Origin of the sequence: Streptomyces sp. NPDC052396 (assembly GCF_044593195.1) — a bacterium.
Taxonomy (GTDB): Bacteria; Actinomycetota; Actinomycetes; order Streptomycetales; family Streptomycetaceae; genus Streptomyces.
The window spans coordinates 178,101-194,755 of sequence record NZ_JBIUAW010000011.1; the positions used below are offsets into that span (position 1 = coordinate 178,101).

Sequence of the window (16,655 nt, forward strand, 5' to 3'; positions counted from 1 at the left end):
GGCGGCCCGCCACCGCCGAGGGGAGAGACGAGATGGCCGACCGCACCCACCGGGCCCGGCTCACCCCGCCTGCCGCCCAGCTGCTGATAGCCGCCGGCGCCGCCGGGGTCATCGGCCTGTGGTGGGCCGACGCCGGAGCGGTGGTCGGCCCGGCCGGCTGGCTCACCGGGGCCGGGCGCATCACCGGGCTGCTGGCCGGCTACTCCTGCGCGGTCCTGCTGGCACTGATGGCCCGGGTGCCCATGATCGACCGCGGGGTGGGCACCGACCGGCTGGCCCGCTGGCACGCCGCCGGAGGCCGCTACACGGTCTGCCTGGCGCTCGCCCACACCCTGCTGATCATCCTGGGGTACTCCCTGACCACCCACACCGGGATCGCCGGCCAGACGGTCTCCCTGGTCCTGGACTATCCGGAGATGCTCAAGGGCACCGCCGGCTTTCTGCTGCTGCTGGGCACCGGCGTGATCTCGGCCCGGGCCGCCCGCCGCAGGCTCAGCTATGAAACCTGGCACTATCTGCACTGGGCCACCTATCTGGCCGTCTTCCTGGCCTTCGGCCACCAACTGGCCGACGGAGCCGACTTCGTCGGCAACCAGAAGGCCCAACTCGGCTGGTACGGCCTGTACTTGTCGGTGGCCGCACTGCTGCTCTGGTACCGCTTCCTGGTGCCGGTCCGGCGCGCCCTGCGGCACCGGCTGCGGGTGGTCCAGGTACGGCCCGAGGGCCCCGGCGTGGTCTCGGTGTACCTCACCGGCGCACATCTGGACCAACTCGGCGCCCAGCCCGGCCAGTTCTTCCGCTGGCGGTTCCTGGCCCGCGGCCTGCGGTGGACGGCCAACCCCTACTCGCTCTCCGCGCCCGTCCAGGACGGCCTGCTGCGCATCACCGTCAAGGCCGCCGGTACCCACAGCGCGGCACTGGCCCGCCTGGCACCCGGCACCCGGGTCTGGGCCGAGGGCCCGTACGGCGGCTTCACCGCGGCCGCCGGGCGCGGCACCGGCAAGACCCTGCTGCTGGGCGGCGGCGTCGGCATCACTCCGCTGCGCGCCCTCTTCGAAACCCTCCCGGGCGAGGTGACGCTGCTGTACCGGGCCCGCCGCGCCGAGGACCTGGTGCTGCGCGGCGAACTCGACGCCATCGCCGCCGCGCGGGGTGCCCGCGTCCACTACGCGGTGGACGAACCGGCGGCCGGGGCGCACCCGCCCGTCCCGTTCACCTCCCGCGCGCTGCTGCGCCTGCTGCCCGACCTGCCCGAGCACGAGGTCTATCTGTGCGGGCCGCCCGGCATGACGGACGCGGCGGCCAAGGCCCTGCGCGGCGCGGGCGTACCGCGCCGCCGTATCCACCACGAGTCCTTCGCCTTCTGACGCACCCGCCGCCTTCCGGCGCACCCGCCCATCCGCGATCCGCATCCTGCCGAGACCCGCCCGGAGACCGAGCATGCGCCGAGCCGTCATCACCACGCTGTCCACCCTGGCGGGTGTGGTGCTGCTGCTGTCACTCAAGCCGCACCAGCACACCCCGCCGCCCGTCGCCGCACCGCGCCCGGCCGGTTCCCCGCCCGCTCATGTTCCGGGCGGCAGCCGTACGGGCACCTTCACCGGTTCGGTGATCGACACCCGCTACGGCCCGGTCCAGGTCGCCGCCACCATCAGCCAGGGCCGGCTCACCGGGGTCAGGGTGCTCCAGGCCCCCTCGGACAACGGCCGGGACCAGGAGATCGCCTCCTATACCCTGCCCCGGCTGACCCAGGAGGCACTGGGCGCCCAGAGCGCGCACATCGACGCCGTCTCGGGGGCCAGCTACACCAGCGAGGGCTATGCCCAGTCCCTGCAGAGCGCCCTGGACCAGGCCGGTGTCTGACCGCCCGCGCGGCACGCGCCATATCGAGCACGTCATGGGCACGGTCTTCTCCTTCGACCTGCGCGACCCCCTCACCCCGGCCATCGGCCGGGCCCTGGCCGAGGCGGTCCGCTGGCTGCACCGGGTGGACGAGGTCTTCTCCACCTACCGCCCGGCCAGCGCCATCAGCCGGCTGGCGCGCGGCGAGACCACGGTCGGGGAGTGTCCGGCCGAGGTCGGTGAGGTCCTGGACCTGTGCGCCCGGGCCGAGCGGCGCACCGACGGCTGGTTCAGCCCCACCGCGGCCGGCCGGCTCGACCCCTCCGGCCTGGTCAAGGGCTGGGCGGTGGAGCGCGCCGCACGGATGCTCCGGGCGGCCGGGGCCCGCAACAGCTGTGTCAACGGCGGCGGTGACCTCCAGCTCAGCGGCGAGGCCGCACCGGGTGTGCCCTGGCGGATCGGCATCGCCGACCCCCGGCGGCCCGGCCGGCTGCTCACCACCGTCACCGGCCGCGACCTGGCCGTCGCCACCTCCGGCAGCGCCGAACGCGGCCACCACATCACCGACCCGCACACCGGCCGCCCGGCCCGCGCCCTGCTCTCCGTCACCGTGGTCGGCCCCAGCCTGACCTGGGCCGATGTCCATGCCACGGCGGCCTTCGCCAAGGGCGGTCCGATCGCCGGCGACGACTGCCAGTCGCTGTGCGTCAGCCCGGACGGCGAGGTGCGGGTGACCTCGGGCTGGGCCCGCTGCACCGCCTGACCGGGCCCGCCCGGTCAGCGTCCCGTCGCCCGGATCACCCGCATCGGCAGCCGGCGAGGGCTGAGCACCACGCTCGCCACCGGGCGTGCCGGATGGCCGTCCAGGGGTTCCAGCCGCCAGGCGGAGACGACGGCGGCCAGCGCCAGCGTCACCTCGGTCAGGGCGAAGGAGTCGCCGATGCACTTGCGGGGGCCGCCGCCGAAGGGGATATAGGCCCCATTGGGCCGCTGGAGACCGGTGCCCAGCCAGCGGTCGGGCAGGAAGCGCTCGGGCTCCGGGTACAGGTCGGCGCGGTGGTGCAGCAGATGGGGGCTGAAGACCACGGTGGTTCCGGCCGGCAGCGGATGACCGCCCAGGCAGGTGTCGGCGGTGGTGGTCCGGGTGAGCAGCCATACGGGCGGACGGATCCGCAGGGTCTCGGTGATGACCCGCCCGGTCAGCTCCAGCCCGGGCAGATGCCCGGGGGCCACCGGGCCGTCACCCGTCACGGACGCCACCTCCGCGCGCAGCCGCCGTTCCACCTCCGGGTGGCCGGCCAGCAGGTGCAGCGCCCAGGCCAGGGCGGAGCCGGTGGTCTCCATGGCGGCGGCGAAGAAGGTGACCAGTTGGTCGCCGATCTCCCCGTCCGACAGCCCCCGTTGGCCGTCGATGCCCGCCGTCAGCAGCAGGGACAGCAGGCCACCGCCCCGGGCGTCGCCGGCCCGGCCCTCGACGATCAGCCGGTGGAGCGTGGTACGGAGCCGGGAACGCGCCCGCTCGTAGCGGCGGTTGCCCGGCGTGGGCAGCCGGTCCACCGGCCAGGGCAGCAGGGCACGGCGCGGAATGCCGGCCACCACAACGACGAAGTCCTCGATGAGCCGGCCGAGCACCTCGGGGGAGACCCGGTCCCCGAACAGGGCGGCCGCCGTGACCCGGGCGCTGATCATCAGCGTCTCGGTCACCGCGTCGATGACCTGGCCATCACGCCAGCGGCCGGTCACCCCGGCCACGTGACGGAGCACCACCTGGGCGTAGCCCGGCAGCCGCGCCGGATGGAACGCGGGCTGGAGCAGCCGCCGTTGGCGCCGGTGCTCCCGGTACGGGCAACTGGCCAGACCGTCCCCGGCCACCTCCCGGATCCGGTCGTACAGCGGCCCGCCCTTGTCGAACAGCCGGTCGCTGAGGAGGACTTGACGGGTCAGCTCGGGGTCGCACACCACCACCGCCCGGTATGGCCCCGCGCGTACCTGCACCAGGTCGCCGACCCGGGGCAGCGAGGCGAAGAAACGCAGCGGATCGCGCAGCAGCGGCAACGCATGACCGGCCACCGGGAGCGCCCCGGGGGCCCTGGCGAGGGTGTAGGAGGTCCGCACCCTGCTGGACGTGCCCCCGGCTCCGGAGGGCAATCGCCGCCGGCTGGGGAGCGATGAGGCAAGAAGAGGTAAAGCCCATGGGGCCAGCGGCCCCACCAGCGGGTCATCGGCGTCCACTTCGGTCAGCGGCGCCCAGCCGATCTCCGGGGGGCCACCCGCCACCACCGGCAAGCCCTGGGAACGCGCGAGGAGTTGGGCGCCCAGGCAGATGCCCAGGGTCGGCACCCAGGCGTGTACCGCCTCGGCGAGCAGTTCGCGTTCCAGCTTCAGGCCCGGGTACTCATCAATGGCGTCGGCGTTCATCGGTCCGCCCATGACCACCAGACCGCCCTACGTCCAGCCCGCTGCCGAAGGAACCTATTGGGTCTCCGGACCGCTCCGCACCGAGACAGTGGGCCCGGTAGGCACAGCACAAGAGGCCATCGCCATGGTGGTCGAACTTCCTGCCACCGGGTTGCGGTCCTGCCTAGGCCAAATGCCAGGCTGAGACACGTGCCAACCCCTCCGCAAAAGACTTGCTTGTGCCACCAATGGTCAGTCCTTTACCCAGGCCGGTGGTGTGCGCCGCCGGCCCGGGCGCACGCCGGGAGCGCGGATCCGGCGTACGGCCCGGACGCACATGGTGCCAACGGTGAACGCCCATGCCCGGCGCGGCAGTCGGTCAGCGGCGGGACTCGACCAGGGAGCAGGGGAACAACTGCCGCAAGCGCGGCTCCGCGTAAGCCGCCTCCAGCAGCTCGGTACGTACGCGCCCATCGTCACGTACGGCCTGCCGGCCCGTTTCGACAACGGCGGTGTCCGAGGAAGGGTGCGGCTGGCCGAATGGTCCCTCGAGCTTGATCGCTCAGGGAGGGAACTGCCGGACGTGGGGGCGGCTTTCGCTTGACACCTTGCCCGAGCTCACGGACGCGATGCTCTGCGAGGGCGGGCCGGTGACCTCGCCGGTTGACCTGACGCCGCTCGCTGAACACCGACGTGGGCACGGTGCGTTGTATGACGCGCTGGACTGCGGCCGCATCAACATGGGCGGGCTGCGGAAGGCATTGGCCATGCTGCCGCAGCCCAAGGCCGCCGACGGGCGCCTGATCCTGGCGGTCGATGTCTCCCCGTGGCTGCGTCCCGACGCGCCGACCAGTCCGGACCGCCTGTTCTGCCGCGTCTATGGACGCTCACCAGTTCATCCCCGGCTGGCCGTACTCGTTCGTCCCCGCGCTGGAGACGGGCCTCACGTCATGGTGCCGGCCCGAACCCGGTTGGAAGTGCTGGCCACTGTGGTCAGACACCCCATGTCGTTCGGGCGTCAAGCGGATCTGCTGTGCAAGTGACCTTGGGGGTTTCGTGAGCGAGACGGTCGGTCGCAGGGGCGGATTCCTCCTATCGTCGGGTGGAGACGATCCGCCTGTCGGTGGCGGGCAAGAGAGGTGATGACAGGTGTGGCCGCGGGTCAACGGCATGCGTTCGATGGAGCTCGGTACTCCGGACGGGATGCGGGCAGAGCTGAACTCCCTGGTGTTGGCCGGGCGGAAGACCACCACCACCGGTCTGCTGGAGGACTACGCCAAGGAAACCGAGGGCCTGGAGTACCTCGGCGAACGGATGGCACTGCTGGACGACCAGGGACGATCCATCGCCGTCATCGAGATCACCGGTGTGGAGGTCAAGCCCTTCAGCGAGGTGACCTGGGAGCATGCCCGAGCCGAGGGGGAGGGCGACGCCTCGCTGGAGGCATGGCGCGCCGGGCACCGCCGCTACTGGAATCGCCTGGGCACCCCGGTTGAGGACGAGACTTCCGTGGTCTGCCTGGCCTTCCGTCTCGACGAGGCCTGACCGCCTCACGCCGGTCAGGCGGCCTGCGGCGGGGCGTGGTGGGACCAGGCGGTGGCCTCGTCGTAGAGGGTGCGGGTCTTGAGGCAGCCGTGGAGGACGCCGACGAGCCGGTTGCCGAGCTGAGAGTGACGGAGCGCGGAGTTGTAGCCGGCCTCGCGGGCGCGCTGCTTGTCGTAGTAGCGGCGGGCGCCGGGTGAGGCGCGCAGGGCGGAGAACGCCTGGCGCTGGAGAGCGTCGGCGAGCCGGTTGTTGCGCACGTAGCGGGCCTGGACGGTGTGGCTCTTGCCGGAGGCCCGGGTGACCGGGCTGGTCCCGGCGTAGTTCTTGCGGGCCTTGGCAGAGCTGTAGCGGGCGGGGTCGTCCCCGAACTCGGCGAGCACCCGGGCGCCGGTGATCTCTCCGATGCCGGGCATGGAGAGGTAGATCTCAGCATCCGGGTGCGCGAGAAAATGTGTCTTCACCTGCTCTTCCATCACGGCTATCTGCTCGTTCAGGGCGAGCAGGAGTCGGGCGTGGGCAGTGGTGGCGGCCACCGGCCCGGGCAGCTCCAGCTGCTTCTCGCGCAGTGGGGTCTGGATCGCCCCGGCCTTGGTGTCCCGGTCACGGCGCCGGGCTCGGGCCAGGACGGCGACGATCTGGTCGCGGGTGAGCTTCGCGGCCGCGGCCGGGGTGGGCGCCTGGACCAGCAGTTCCAGGGCGTCGGTGCTGGTCAGCTCCAGGCTGGCGTAGGCGCTCAGGGCGGCGGGGAAGTGCTCGCGCAGGGTGTTGCGCAGCCGCTGGAAGGTGCGGGTGCGTTCCCAGATCAGGGTCTGGTGGGCGCGGGCGACGACCTTGACGGCCTGGGCCCGGGCGCTGTCCCCGGCGATGGGCCGCAGCTGAGCACGGTCGATGCGGACCATGTCGGCCAGCGCGTGGGCGTCGCCCTTGTCGCTCTTGGCACCGGAGGTGCCGTACCGCTCCTTGAACCGGGCCACCTGCCGCGGGTTGATCGCGTAGACCTGGTAGCCGGCGGCCACCAGGGCCTGCACCCACGTGCCGCGATCGGTCTCGACCCCGATGACCACGTCGGCCGGATCAAGTACCCTTCGGCGTGCTTGGCCACGAGTTCGTGGAACTTGGTGATGCCGTTCGCGCCTTCCGGCAGCCTCGCGGTCGCCAGCCTGCGGCCGGTGGCGTCCTGGACCTCGACGTCGTGGTGGTCCTCGGCCCAGTCGTCGCCGATCAGTAACAAGTCTGCCTCCCTGATCAGGTACTTCATTGGCGTGCAGCCTGCGGAAGACACGGCGCGCGGCCTAATGGATCCAGTGCTCACGCCCGGTGCGGCGGGCACGCCACCCCATCAGCGGTCATGGCCTTCCGGCCGACCAGCAGGGGCACGGTCTGACCACAGAAGTCGGAAGCTTCCGGCGTCGTGAGTGCTCACCTGCTGGCGGCTACGGCACCGAGTCTCTACGACCCGGCAGGTCCCATCAGCGCGTGTCGGGTTCCGCTGCCAGTTCCCTGACGAGGTGGTAGCCCCCGGCCAGGTCGATGTCGGTCCGTTCCCGGAGCAGTTTGATGGCCGAGTCCTGGTTTTTGTTGTGCAGCAGGTTCGCCATCTCGCCGACCAGCTGGGCGTCGCACTGGCGCAGTGCATCAACTGCCTGTCGGTAGTTGGTGGGCAGTGTGTGGCCCTGGGTGAGCAAGTCCAGGGCGACGGGCGCCACATGGAGGCCGAGGCCGGAGTCCTTGCGTAGCCGGCGGACGGCCTGGGCCGTGCGGCCTTGGCCCGCCAGGGTCTTCGCCTCGTTCTGTGCTTCCTGTGTGACCGGTGTGATCAGGGCTGTCGTGCGTGTCTTGGTACTTGTCATGAGATGGGGGCTCCCCGGTCGGCGGCACTGCTTCCCTATCGAGTCAACACCGAGCATGGCTGATGCCAAACCACCAAGGTGGGGGCCCAGTTCGCTGATCGTCTCCTCGCCCTTGGCGTCATGAACTTCTTGAGCTTGAGGACCTTGGCAACGGGAACCGCGCCGCCGGCGACGGCGGCGGTGATGGCGGCCACGCACGCGGCCGGGCATGTGCCGGCGTATCGGTGCAGCGATCCGGCGGCTACCGCCGCGAAGCGGCCCAGCCGGTACCGTCGCCCGGTGCCCCGGAGCCAAGCAAGCCGCTACCACACCAACTACGCCCTCACCTGCGGTGAATACGACGACCTCCTCCGCCGCTCCGACGGCCGGAGCAGTCGCTGGATCACATCCAGGCAGAGATGTCCGTTCTCCTGCGATCCAGTCGTCCGTTCATCGAATGCGGCCGAGTTGGCTACTGGTAGGGCAACACTTGGTGGGTGGGGTCTTCCTCGGGCCGGATCCGAGTCTCCCCCCTGGCGAATTCATGGCAGAACTCGACCGGCTCCTTGAAGGTGACTGCCATCAGGGCCTCTGCACCTGGCATGGGTACAGCAGGCGCGATGGTGTACTCATGCCGGGTGACCTCCTCCAGCCGCAGGGCCGGCTCCATTGAGGCGAACATCGGGGCATCGGCCTCCTGATCGGGCGTTCCCTGCACCATCCACCGAGTACGCAGTTCCAGCACACCGGGTTCCGGGCACCGCCAGGTGAAGCGTGTAACGCACAGCCCGCCAACGTTGAACCACGAACTCCATCCCCGTCCGTCGGCGAGGAACCCGAGCTCGGAGGCTTCCATGACGCCATAGGAGAACGGAAGGCTGCTCCAGTGGCCCACCAGCATGTCATCCAAGTCCATCCGTAGATCATCAGGCATACGGGTACGTGCCCCTCGACTGCCGTCGACTGGACAGCGACTGGCTTGCACGAGCCTGCTGAGCTTGTCGTTCATCGCCCGGTCCTTGCGGTGGACATCAGCCTCGGACCAGTTGGTTGCCCGGCCGGCCCTACTCGTTCGTCGCCGTCCTGGAACCGGGCCGGACCTCCTGGTGCCGGCTGCTGGACGCCGTGGCCCTGGGCCCGGCCGACGACGTCGCCGAGGTCACCGCCGCCCAGGTCCGCCGGGTGGTCGAGGACCTGATCGAGATGGGCCGGTGGCACTACGGCGACCGCGACATCCTGATCGTCTTCGACGCCGGGTACGACGCCCCGCGCATGGCTCACCTCCTGCGCGGTCTGCCGGTGGAGGTCTCGGCCGGATGCGCTCGGACCGGGTGACGCGCAAGCCGGTCCCGGCCCCCGTGGATCTTGCCCCCGCAGGGCGGGCGCTCGCACACCGTCCGGATGATCAAGCAGACCCTGGGAGGGACCCGCCTGAAGCTCCGAACCTCTCGCTGTCCGGCGTCAGTTGTCCTCCGCCCGGTCGGCGGCGAGCACTCAGCCTGGCACGCTCGCGGAGTCGTCCGTGGGTTCTGTTCTGGCCAAAGGCGTTGCCCCGCTTACGCAGGTTGCTCAGCGGTCCTCGCACGCTCCGGAGGGGCGGTGGACCCGGCGGTGTCCACCGCGTTGCACGCTTCGATCAGCGCGCGCAGCTCCGCCCGGGGCGGGTCCGGACGGACCGCCAGGCAGGTGCGCAGCACCGGCGTGGGGTTGCGCAGCGGCCGGAACACCACGCCCGGCACCGGCAGTTGCCGGGCGTGCGAGGCGTAGAAGACCGTCCAGGACGGCTTGCCGAATCCAATGGTCGCCAGGGTGTCCTGGGCGGTGGTGAACTCGGGCCCCAGCACCGGCTCGAAGCCGGCCTCCCGGCAGCAGCGCAGCATCAGCTGATGGAGCGCCGGATTGCGCTCCATGGTGGCCAGCCGCAGCGGCAGTCCGGCGAGTTCGGCCAGATTGATCTCGCCGCGCACCGCCAGATCGTGCCGGGCGGGCAACCCGGCGACCAGGGTGTCCTGCCACAACGGCAGCAGTTCCAGGCCGGGTTCCAGCCGCTCGCCGCGCAGCAGGGTGGCGTCCAGTTCCCCGGACCGTACCGCGCGCAGCCGGTCCGGCTGGGGTGCGGTGACCAGTTCCAGCTGGGCGAGCGGGGCCAGCCGGGCGAACTCGGCGAGCACGGTCTCCAGCCGGTCGCCCAGCCCTTCGCTGGTGCCCAGCCGCAGCGTGGCGGCCGCCTCCCCGCGCAGCTCGTCCATGGCGGCCCGGGCCCTCGACTGGGCGGCCAGCACCTCCCGGGCGTGCGGCAGCAGACGCCGGCCCGCCTCGGTGAGCCGGACGGTGCGGGTGCTGCGGTCGAACAGATCGACGCCCAGTTCCCGTTCCAGCCGGCGCACCTGCTGGCTCACCGCCGACTGCACGATGTGCAGCCGCTCGGCGGCCCGCCGGAAGTGCAGTTCCTCCGCCACGGTCAGGAAGTAGTGCAGCTGACGAATCTCCATGGCCACCCCGTCGAACATCCCGTTGATCTTGATCGGTGATGAGTGTATGCGCGATTCACTCCTTGGTCGCGGGCACGGATCGCGATGAGGTGGGGGCAGCGAGCGAAAGCACGAACAAGGAGAACCACCATGCGCCAGACCACCGTTGAGCTCAGCGGCGGCCCGTCCACCGTCGCCTACGACATCACCGGCACCGGTCCCGGCCTGCTGCTGGTGCATGGCACCGCAGCCGACCGCACCCAGTGGCAGCCGCTGACCGAGGCGGTCGCGGACCGCTTCACCGTGGTCGCGCTGGACTACTCGGGCTCGGGCGACACCACCGACCACGGCGGCCCGCTCACCCTGGACGACCTGGCCGGCCAGGTCCTGGCCGTGGCGGACCACGCCGGGCTGGACTCCTTCCATCTGGTGGGGCACTCCCTGGGGGCGGTGGTCGCGGCCCAGGCCGCCGCGACGGTGCCCGAGCGGGTGCGCTCGCTGGTGATGCACGCCGGCTGGGTGCACACCGACGTCCGGATGGACGCCGAATTCCGTTACTGGCTGGAGCTGTTGGCGGCCGACGCCCGGCATGGCAGCCGGCTGTTCGCCCGGACGGTCCCGTTGATGGCCTTCGGCCCCCGCTACTGGGAGAGCGTGGACGCCGCGGCCCATGAGGAGCTGGTGCACACCCTGGCCGGAGTTCTGGCGCCGGGCACGGACCGGCAGACCGCGGTCGACCGCACCGTGGACCTGCGCCCGGCGCTGGGCCGGATCACCGCCCCGACGCTGGTGCTGGCCAGCGCGCACGACCGGCTGATCGGCGCGGAGCAGCAGCAGGCCCTGCTGGCCGGGATAGCGAACTCCCGCTACGCCGAGATCGACGCCGGGCATGGCGCCCCGGGCGAGGACCCGGCCGGCTTTGCGGCCAAGATCACCGGCTTTCTGGATGAGCGGCTGATGGTGGACGGGGCCGGGGTGGCGTGAGCCATGGCCAGGGGCCTGATTCGCTGATGTCGGTCCGGAATTGGCGGTTTTGGTGTTGAATCGCCGTCCCGTCAGCGGGAGTTGTGCCATCGCGCGCCCCCACCGCACGCCGGGGCGCGCGGAACCGAGCCGCACCCCAACCACCCGACTACCCTAGGTGACTGAATGAATGCGCTCTGGAATCATAGGAGTTGCACGGTCGCGAAGGGCAGCGTCGGCGCTCCGGGAGGGGAGGGTGTGCCACCACGGAGCACTGCCTCAGCCGACCGCCGGGACGCCCCCGAAGCCAAGGGGGAGACCCGCCGGTCGAGGAGCCGGTGCGCCGGGCGCATCCCCGGCGCCGGCGCCCCACCGCACCGTGTGTGCCGCCGGGCGGCGAGCGGACGAGCGCGGTCACCGGCGATGGGCCGGGCCGGGGCCCCGCCGGACCACGCCGCCCTGCGGGCGAGTGGCGGCCGGACCCCGGCCCGCCTCCCCATGGCGCCCTGCGCGGCCCAATGCTCAAAGGAATTCTTTGGCTTCGTAGCGGAATTCATTATTCGACTTATGGCTCACCGCTCGGTAGCTTCGAGAACGTCTCCCGACATTCTTCGAACTCTCTTCGACCGAGGGGCGGTATTCCCGTGGCGGGCGAGCGCCGGACGGCGACTCCTTGGGCCTTTATGGCCGCGACAGCGATCCTGTGGGGATCGGCGTTTCCGGCGATACGCATCGCCCTGCACGACTATGCCCCCACCGATATCGCGGTGCTGCGCCTGGCGACCGCCCTGGTGCTGCTGCTGCCCAGTCTGTGCACCGGCCGCATCAGCCGGCTGCGCCGGCCGGACCTACTGCGTATGGCCGGCTTCGGCCTCACCGGAATGACCGCCTACCAGCTGCTGCTGTACGCCGGCGAGCGCCATGTGGAGGGTGGCACCGCCGCCATGCTGGTGGCCACCAGCCCGGTCTTCGCCACCGTGCTGGGCATGCTGGTGCTGCGCGAACGGCCGGGGGCCTGGGGGCTGGCCGGGCTGGCGGTCGCCCTGGGCGGAGCCCTGGTGGTGGCGATGGCCAGTGGCGGCGGAGGCGGATCGCAGACCGGAATGGCCATGATCATCCTGGCCGCAGCCGCCCAGGCCACCTCCTTCATCCTGCAAAAGCCCCTGCTGGCCCGCTATTCGGGCATGGACTGCATCTTCTACGGCAGCCTCTTCGGCCTGCTGCCCCTGCTGGTCTGCGCCCCCGGCGCGGCGGCCCATGCGGTCACCGCCGGCGGGCAGCAGAGCGCGGCGGTGCTCTGGCTGGGGCTGGGCTGTACGGTGCTGGCCTTCTGCACCTGGTCCCGGGTGCTGCACGCGGCCACCGCCTCCACCAGCTGTCTGGTGCTCTACGCGGTGCCGGTCGCGGCACTGCTGCTGGACGCGGTGCTGCTGGGCACGCTGCCCGCCCCGATGGCCCAGGTGGGCGGACTGATTGTGCTGGCCGGGGTGGCCATGGCCGCCATGCGCAGGCCGCCCAAGGCCCGGCCGCAGCGGCCGGAGCAGCCCGAGCGGCCACGCGAGCGGGAGCGGGAGCGCGTCACCTCCTGACGCGCGTTCCCTGGGCGGACGTCACCGTCTGACGGCGCGCAGCACCACGAACTTGGGATCGCTGGCCACCAGTTGGCAGTTGCCGAAGAGCCGGCGCAGCTTGGCGTGGTAGCCGAGGTGACGGTTGCCGATCACCCAGAGCTCGCCGCCGGGGCGCAGCACCCGGCGGGCGCCGGTGAACATCCGCCAGGCGGTGGTGTCGGTGGTCGACTGATGGGTGTGGAACGGCGGGTTGTTGAGCACCAGGTCCACCGAACCGTCCGGCAGCGCGGACAGGCCGTCGCCCACCATGAACTCGGCCTTACCGCCGGTGGTGTTGGCGGCGAAGGTGGCCTCGGCGGAGGCCACTGCCTGGTGGGACTCGTCGATGAACACCGTCTCGGCCGCCGGGTTGGCCACCGCCGCGGCGGTGCCGACGACGCCGTTGCCACAGCCCAGGTCCACCACCCGCGCCGGGCCCCGGTGCCGGGGCAGATGCTGGAGGAAGAACCGGGTGCCGATGTCCAGGCGGTCGGCGCAGAACACCCCGGCGTGGTTGACCACGCTCAGACCCGCCGCCGCACCGGCGTCGGCGCCCAGGGTGTAGCGGTACGGCCAGGGGTTGTCGCCCCGTTCGGCCACGGCGCCGGGCGAGCAGAAGATCAGCCGGGACTTGCGGACCGCCAGCGAGGTCCGGGTCGGCCCCAGGATCCGCTCGAACAGCTTGAGCGTGGAGGTGTGGATCTCGGTGACCCGGCCGGTGCCCACCACCACGCTGCCCTCGTGCAGCCGGGGTGCCAGCCGGTGCAACTGGTCCTCCAGCAGGGCCAGGCTCTTGGGCACCCGCACCAGCAGGACGTCGATCCGCGGCGGCGGGGTGTCCTGGGTGGACAGCAGCCGCACCGCGTCCGCCGGGCGGCCGTTACGGGCCAGATTGGCCCGGGTCGCCTGCTGGGCCAGATAGGAGTCGCTGATCTGCACCGGGCCGAAGCCGGCCAGCGCGGTGGCCAGCGCGCCCCAGCGGTCGCCCAGCACCACCACGGTGCCGGACATGTCGACGGGCTCGCCGTCGATTCCCTTCAGATGGCGCAGCAGGTACTCGTCGGCGGAGTCCCAGGCGCGCAGTGGGTCGCGGGGGTCCTCGGGAAAGCGGGTGAGCTCGAGGTCACCCCAAGGCGTGCAGAATCGGTTCATTGTGCCCTCAGGCTAACGGTTCGCGGTACTGCCCAGCGAAGCGGCGAAGGAGGCGAGGGCGGCGAAGTCCGCATCGGCCAGGCCCCGTCGCGGGTCGACATGGTGCAGCAGCGCCGGCGCCGGATGGCGGGCGGCGACATAGGCGTGGTCGGCCTCGGTCTGCTCGTCGTCCACCCAGACGAAGGGCCGGCCCGCGGCATGGGCCAGCAGTGCGGCGGTCTTCCAGTGCACCCCGTCGGGACGCTCGGCGAACAGCCCGCCGCCGAAGTCCACATAGGGCAGCCGGGGCAGCCCCAGCTCCGGCCCTATCCAGGTGTTGGCCTCGTCCATCCAGGCCGTGGCCCAGCACAGTTCACAGCCGAGGGCCATCAGCCGGGGCCCGTGCCCGGGGTTGAGCCGGCCCTGTCCCGGCAGATGACGGCCGGCCGGCCCGGTCCGCCCGAATCGCCGTGCGGTGTATCCGACGGGGGTCCGGTGTGCGGCATAGGGATTGAGCGGGCCGTCCACATCGAGGAAGAGCAGGGGTGGGCGAGGAGTGGGCATGGTGGATTCCCCCGGGGCCGGTGCGTAGGGGCATTGTCCCAGGGAAGGGGCGGTTCGGCCCCAACCGGTGGGCCGGGCGGCCGATTTGGCGCTGATGATGCGGTGAGCCGGCGTCGCCGGTGCGGGGCCGCCGCGGTCCGGCGGCGGCCGGCATGGGCGGACCGGCGGCCGGCCCGCCCGATGGCACCGGATGCGGGACACCCCGAGGCGGCCTGCGCCCCCGGCCCGGACCGTCCGGTCGCCGCCCCGGACCTCATCGGTCACCCACCGGCGCACCCCGGACGCAAGCCGTCACCGACACGATTCCTTTGCCAACCGTTCACATAATCCAGACTGCCGTCTCCACCCTGGCCCGCCCATCATTACTCACCGGTAAATAGTGGGCGTCTGGCCTGAGTTCTGCCTGCCCGCGCGCCCTGTCATCGGACAAACCAGGCATTCCAGGAGACTTCCCATGCCCGCGTACAGCAGACGCCACTTCCTCACCGGCACCGCCGCCGCGGCCTCCGCGGCGGCGCTCGCGTTCGCCGACGGCCGGTTCGCGTCCGCGGCGGCACTGGACCGGGCGGTGGCCCGCACCGCCGCCCGGGCGGTACGCATCGAGGGCACCACCCTGGAGCAGGCGGCCACGCCGACCGGCAGCGGCGACTACAAGCGGCTGCGCTCCGGCCCGGGCTGGCCGCTGGTGGTCCGTACCGACCTGGCGCAGGCCGGCGCGGCGCGCGACGGGCGGCGCACCGGGCTCGCCTCCTTTGTCCAGTTCACCGACCTGCACCTCAATGACACCGAGTCGCCGGTGCGCTTCGAGTACCTGGCCCCGTTCAACGGCGCCGCCTACCGCCCGCAGGAGGCCCTCACCGTGCGCGGTGCCTCCGCCCTGGTCGAGCGGATCAACTCGCTGTCCGGCGGCCCGTTCACCGGCCTGCCGTTCTCCATGGTGATGGCCACCGGTGACAACACCGACAACCATGAGCTGGTCGAACTCGACTGGTATCTCCAGGTGATGAGCGGCGGCCGGATCACCCCCAACAGCGGTGACACCACCCGCTACGAGGGCGTGCAGAACTCCGGCAGTGCGGAGTTCTGGAACCCGGAGTCCTCCTTCCGGGACTCCTTCAAGACCAAGGGCTTCCCCGAGGTGCCGGGCTTCCTCGGTGCCGCCGGACGGCCGTTCACCGCGCCCGGGCTGCGCACCCCCTGGTACACCACCATCGGCAACCATGACGACAGCATCGAGGGCACCCTGCCCGACCTCGGTCTGCTGCACTCCCTCTACACCGGCGACCGCAAGCTGGAGGGCTGTGACGACGCGGAGGCCGCCAAGCTGGCCGACGCCCTGCGCAACGACCCCGCCCAGGCCATCCTGCGGCTCGCCAAGCTGCTGAAGAGCGGCGGCCCGGTCCGGCACATCACCCCGGACGCCCGGCGCGCTCCGTTCTCGCCCACCGAGTTTGCCAAGGCCCACCTCAACCCCGCCCACACCGGCCCCGGTCCGGTGGGCCACGGCTTCTCCGCCGCCGATGTCGCCAAGGGACGGCTCTACTACACCTTCCCCATCGCGGAGGGAGTCCTGGGCATCAGCCTGGACACCACCAACCCGGCCGGTTTCGCGGACGGTTCCATTGGAACCGCCCAACTGACCTGGCTGGAGTCGGTCCTGCGGGCCCACAGCGGTCACTGGTACGACAGCGACGGCCGGGCGGTGCGCGGCGGGCAGACGGACCAGCTGATCGTGGTCTTCAGCCACCACACCAGCGCCAGCATGGGCAATCTGCTGCCCGACCCGCACCACCTGTTCGAGAAGCGCCATGACGGCAAGGCCGTGGTGGACCTGCTGCAGCGCTATCCCAACGTGGCGGCCTGGGTCAATGGCCACACCCACCAGAACCGGATCCTGCCGCATGGGCACGCGACCCCCGAGCGCGCCTTCTGGGAGATCAACACCGCCTCGCACATCGACTTCCCGCAGCACGCCCGGCTGATCGAGATCGCCGACAACGGTGATGGCACCCTCTCGCTGTTCACCACCCTGGTGGAGTCGGCGGCCCACTATGAGACCGACTTCGGCGACACCTCCGACGCCGGCCTGGCCGCGCTCTACCGCGAACTGTCCTACAACGACCCCCATGGCACCCCGGCGGTGCGCCTGGGCGCCCCGGCCGACCACAACACGGAGCTGCTGCTGACCAAGCCCGGCCACTGACCGAATCGCCGCGATGTGCCACGATCGGGCGTGATATCAGCGAAAGTTGGGACTCGCCCCTCTTGGTCCGTTTACTGTGGTGCGCGGTTCGGCCGGGATC

Annotated in this window: 15 protein-coding genes and 3 pseudogenes; 10 read left to right on the top strand and 8 right to left on the bottom strand. The window is 71.6% G+C overall.

Translation table 11 applies throughout. The features are described 5' to 3' along the window. Positions 1-32: 32 nt before the first annotated feature. From ACIHFE_RS27090 to ACIHFE_RS27100, 3 genes are all read left to right on the top strand, one after another. Entirely contained in the window at positions 33-1,367 is a 1,335-nt protein-coding gene (locus ACIHFE_RS27090) for a ferric reductase-like transmembrane domain-containing protein (RefSeq protein ID WP_400110513.1), read from the top strand. 73 nt (positions 1,368-1,440) lie between these two features. Continuing rightward, entirely contained in the window at positions 1,441-1,863 is a 423-nt protein-coding gene (locus tag ACIHFE_RS27095) for an FMN-binding protein (RefSeq protein ID WP_400110515.1), read from the top strand. Next, positions 1,856-2,605, top strand: coding sequence for an FAD:protein FMN transferase (locus ACIHFE_RS27100; RefSeq protein ID WP_400110517.1), 750 nt, complete (start codon positions 1,856-1,858; stop codon positions 2,603-2,605). The genes ACIHFE_RS27095 and ACIHFE_RS27100 overlap by 8 nt, the downstream gene beginning before the upstream one ends. 14 nt (positions 2,606-2,619) lie before the next feature. On the opposite strand, the gene ACIHFE_RS27105 is transcribed toward ACIHFE_RS27100, so the two are convergent. Further along, positions 2,620-4,272, bottom strand: coding sequence for a cytochrome P450 (locus ACIHFE_RS27105; RefSeq protein WP_400110519.1), 1,653 nt, complete (start codon positions 4,270-4,272; stop codon positions 2,620-2,622). Here ACIHFE_RS27105 and ACIHFE_RS27110 point away from each other — a divergent pair. Next, the gene (locus ACIHFE_RS27110; RefSeq protein ID WP_400110521.1) at positions 4,271-4,444 is read left to right on the top strand and encodes a DUF6193 family natural product biosynthesis protein; all 174 of its coding nucleotides are present in this window, start codon (positions 4,271-4,273) and stop codon (positions 4,442-4,444) included. The genes ACIHFE_RS27105 and ACIHFE_RS27110 overlap by 2 nt on opposite strands. Positions 4,445-4,618: 174 nt before the next feature. Here ACIHFE_RS27110 and ACIHFE_RS27115 read toward each other — a convergent pair whose 3' ends face one another. Next, the gene (locus ACIHFE_RS27115) at positions 4,619-4,798 is read right to left on the bottom strand and encodes a DUF6193 family natural product biosynthesis protein (RefSeq protein ID WP_400110607.1); all 180 of its coding nucleotides are present in this window, start codon (positions 4,796-4,798) and stop codon (positions 4,619-4,621) included. Between ACIHFE_RS27115 and ACIHFE_RS27120 the strand changes: the two are divergent. Together ACIHFE_RS27120 and ACIHFE_RS27125 are read left to right on the top strand one after the other, a co-directional pair. After that, positions 4,794-5,199 (top strand): annotated as a pseudogene (locus ACIHFE_RS27120) (transposase); the annotation flags it as partial. The gene ACIHFE_RS27115 and the pseudogene ACIHFE_RS27120 sit on opposite strands and share 5 nt — an antisense overlap. A 219-nt stretch (positions 5,200-5,418) precedes the next feature. Beyond that, a complete protein-coding gene (locus tag ACIHFE_RS27125; protein WP_400110522.1) occupies positions 5,419-5,784 on the top strand; it encodes an ASCH domain-containing protein in 366 nt (121 codons plus the stop codon). 14 nt (positions 5,785-5,798) lie between these two features. Here ACIHFE_RS27125 and ACIHFE_RS27130 read toward each other — a convergent pair. The 3 genes and pseudogenes from ACIHFE_RS27130 to ACIHFE_RS27140 all read right to left on the bottom strand — a co-directional run bounded on the left by ACIHFE_RS27130 (position 5,799) and on the right by ACIHFE_RS27140 (position 8,622). Beyond that, positions 5,799-7,015 (bottom strand): annotated as a pseudogene (locus ACIHFE_RS27130) (IS110 family transposase). A gap of 238 nt (positions 7,016-7,253) precedes the next feature. Then, on the bottom strand, positions 7,254-7,634 hold the full coding sequence (locus ACIHFE_RS27135; RefSeq protein ID WP_400110524.1) for a hypothetical protein: 381 nt from the start codon (positions 7,632-7,634) through the stop codon (positions 7,254-7,256). Between the two features lie 451 nt (positions 7,635-8,085). Further along, positions 8,086-8,622 carry a hypothetical protein gene (locus ACIHFE_RS27140; RefSeq protein WP_400110526.1) on the bottom strand — a complete coding sequence of 179 codons (537 nt, stop codon included), beginning with the start codon at positions 8,620-8,622 and terminating at the stop codon, positions 8,086-8,088. 44 nt (positions 8,623-8,666) lie between these two features. Here ACIHFE_RS27140 and ACIHFE_RS27145 point away from each other — a divergent pair. Then, positions 8,667-8,968, top strand: a pseudogene (locus ACIHFE_RS27145) (transposase); the annotation flags it as partial. Between the two features lie 201 nt (positions 8,969-9,169). Here the strand turns inward: ACIHFE_RS27145 and ACIHFE_RS27150 are convergent. Further along, on the bottom strand, positions 9,170-10,105 hold the full coding sequence (locus ACIHFE_RS27150; RefSeq protein ID WP_400110608.1) for a LysR family transcriptional regulator: 936 nt from the start codon (positions 10,103-10,105) through the stop codon (positions 9,170-9,172). A 129-nt stretch (positions 10,106-10,234) separates the two neighbouring features. Between ACIHFE_RS27150 and ACIHFE_RS27155 the strand changes: the two genes are divergently transcribed. Together ACIHFE_RS27155 and ACIHFE_RS27160 are read left to right on the top strand one after the other, a co-directional pair. Continuing rightward, on the top strand, positions 10,235-11,068 hold the full coding sequence (locus ACIHFE_RS27155) for an alpha/beta fold hydrolase (RefSeq protein ID WP_400110528.1): 834 nt from the start codon (positions 10,235-10,237) through the stop codon (positions 11,066-11,068). Positions 11,069-11,691: 623 nt separating this feature from the next. After that, entirely contained in the window at positions 11,692-12,636 is a 945-nt protein-coding gene (locus ACIHFE_RS27160) for a DMT family transporter (RefSeq protein WP_400110530.1), read from the top strand. Between the two features lie 21 nt (positions 12,637-12,657). Here the strand turns inward: ACIHFE_RS27160 and ACIHFE_RS27165 are convergent, their stop codons facing one another. Both ACIHFE_RS27165 and ACIHFE_RS27170 read right to left on the bottom strand, forming a co-directional pair. After that, entirely contained in the window at positions 12,658-13,809 is a 1,152-nt protein-coding gene (locus ACIHFE_RS27165) for a methyltransferase (protein WP_400110532.1), read from the bottom strand. Between the two features lie 12 nt (positions 13,810-13,821). Beyond that, positions 13,822-14,352 (bottom strand): hypothetical protein, encoded by a 531-nt coding sequence (locus ACIHFE_RS27170; protein WP_400110533.1) that lies wholly within the window; start codon positions 14,350-14,352, stop codon positions 13,822-13,824. 454 nt (positions 14,353-14,806) lie between these two features. On the opposite strand from ACIHFE_RS27170, the gene ACIHFE_RS27175 reads away from it, so the two are divergent. Beyond that, a complete protein-coding gene (locus ACIHFE_RS27175) occupies positions 14,807-16,555 on the top strand; it encodes a TIGR03767 family metallophosphoesterase (protein ID WP_400110535.1) in 1,749 nt (582 codons plus the stop codon). The last annotated feature ends 100 nt before the right edge of the window (positions 16,556-16,655 follow it).

Coding starts and splice junctions, on each gene's coding strand:
- ACIHFE_RS27090 (WP_400110513.1), top strand. CDS start 33: ATGGCCGACCGCACCCACCGGGCCCGGCTCACCCCGCCTGCCGCCCAG.
- ACIHFE_RS27095 (WP_400110515.1), top strand. CDS start 1,441: ATGCGCCGAGCCGTCATCACCACGCTGTCCACCCTGGCGGGTGTGGTG.
- ACIHFE_RS27110 (WP_400110521.1), top strand. CDS start 4,271: ATGACCACCAGACCGCCCTACGTCCAGCCCGCTGCCGAAGGAACCTAT.
- ACIHFE_RS27105 (WP_400110519.1), bottom strand. CDS start 4,272: ATGGGCGGACCGATGAACGCCGACGCCATTGATGAGTACCCGGGCCTG.
- ACIHFE_RS27125 (WP_400110522.1), top strand. CDS start 5,419: ATGGAGCTCGGTACTCCGGACGGGATGCGGGCAGAGCTGAACTCCCTG.
- ACIHFE_RS27135 (WP_400110524.1), bottom strand. CDS start 7,634: ATGACAAGTACCAAGACACGCACGACAGCCCTGATCACACCGGTCACA.
- ACIHFE_RS27140 (WP_400110526.1), bottom strand. CDS start 8,622: ATGAACGACAAGCTCAGCAGGCTCGTGCAAGCCAGTCGCTGTCCAGTC.
- ACIHFE_RS27150 (WP_400110608.1), bottom strand. CDS start 10,105: ATGGAGATTCGTCAGCTGCACTACTTCCTGACCGTGGCGGAGGAACTG.
- ACIHFE_RS27155 (WP_400110528.1), top strand. CDS start 10,235: ATGCGCCAGACCACCGTTGAGCTCAGCGGCGGCCCGTCCACCGTCGCC.
- ACIHFE_RS27165 (WP_400110532.1), bottom strand. CDS start 13,809: ATGAACCGATTCTGCACGCCTTGGGGTGACCTCGAGCTCACCCGCTTT.
- ACIHFE_RS27170 (WP_400110533.1), bottom strand. CDS start 14,352: ATGCCCACTCCTCGCCCACCCCTGCTCTTCCTCGATGTGGACGGCCCG.
- ACIHFE_RS27175 (WP_400110535.1), top strand. CDS start 14,807: ATGCCCGCGTACAGCAGACGCCACTTCCTCACCGGCACCGCCGCCGCG.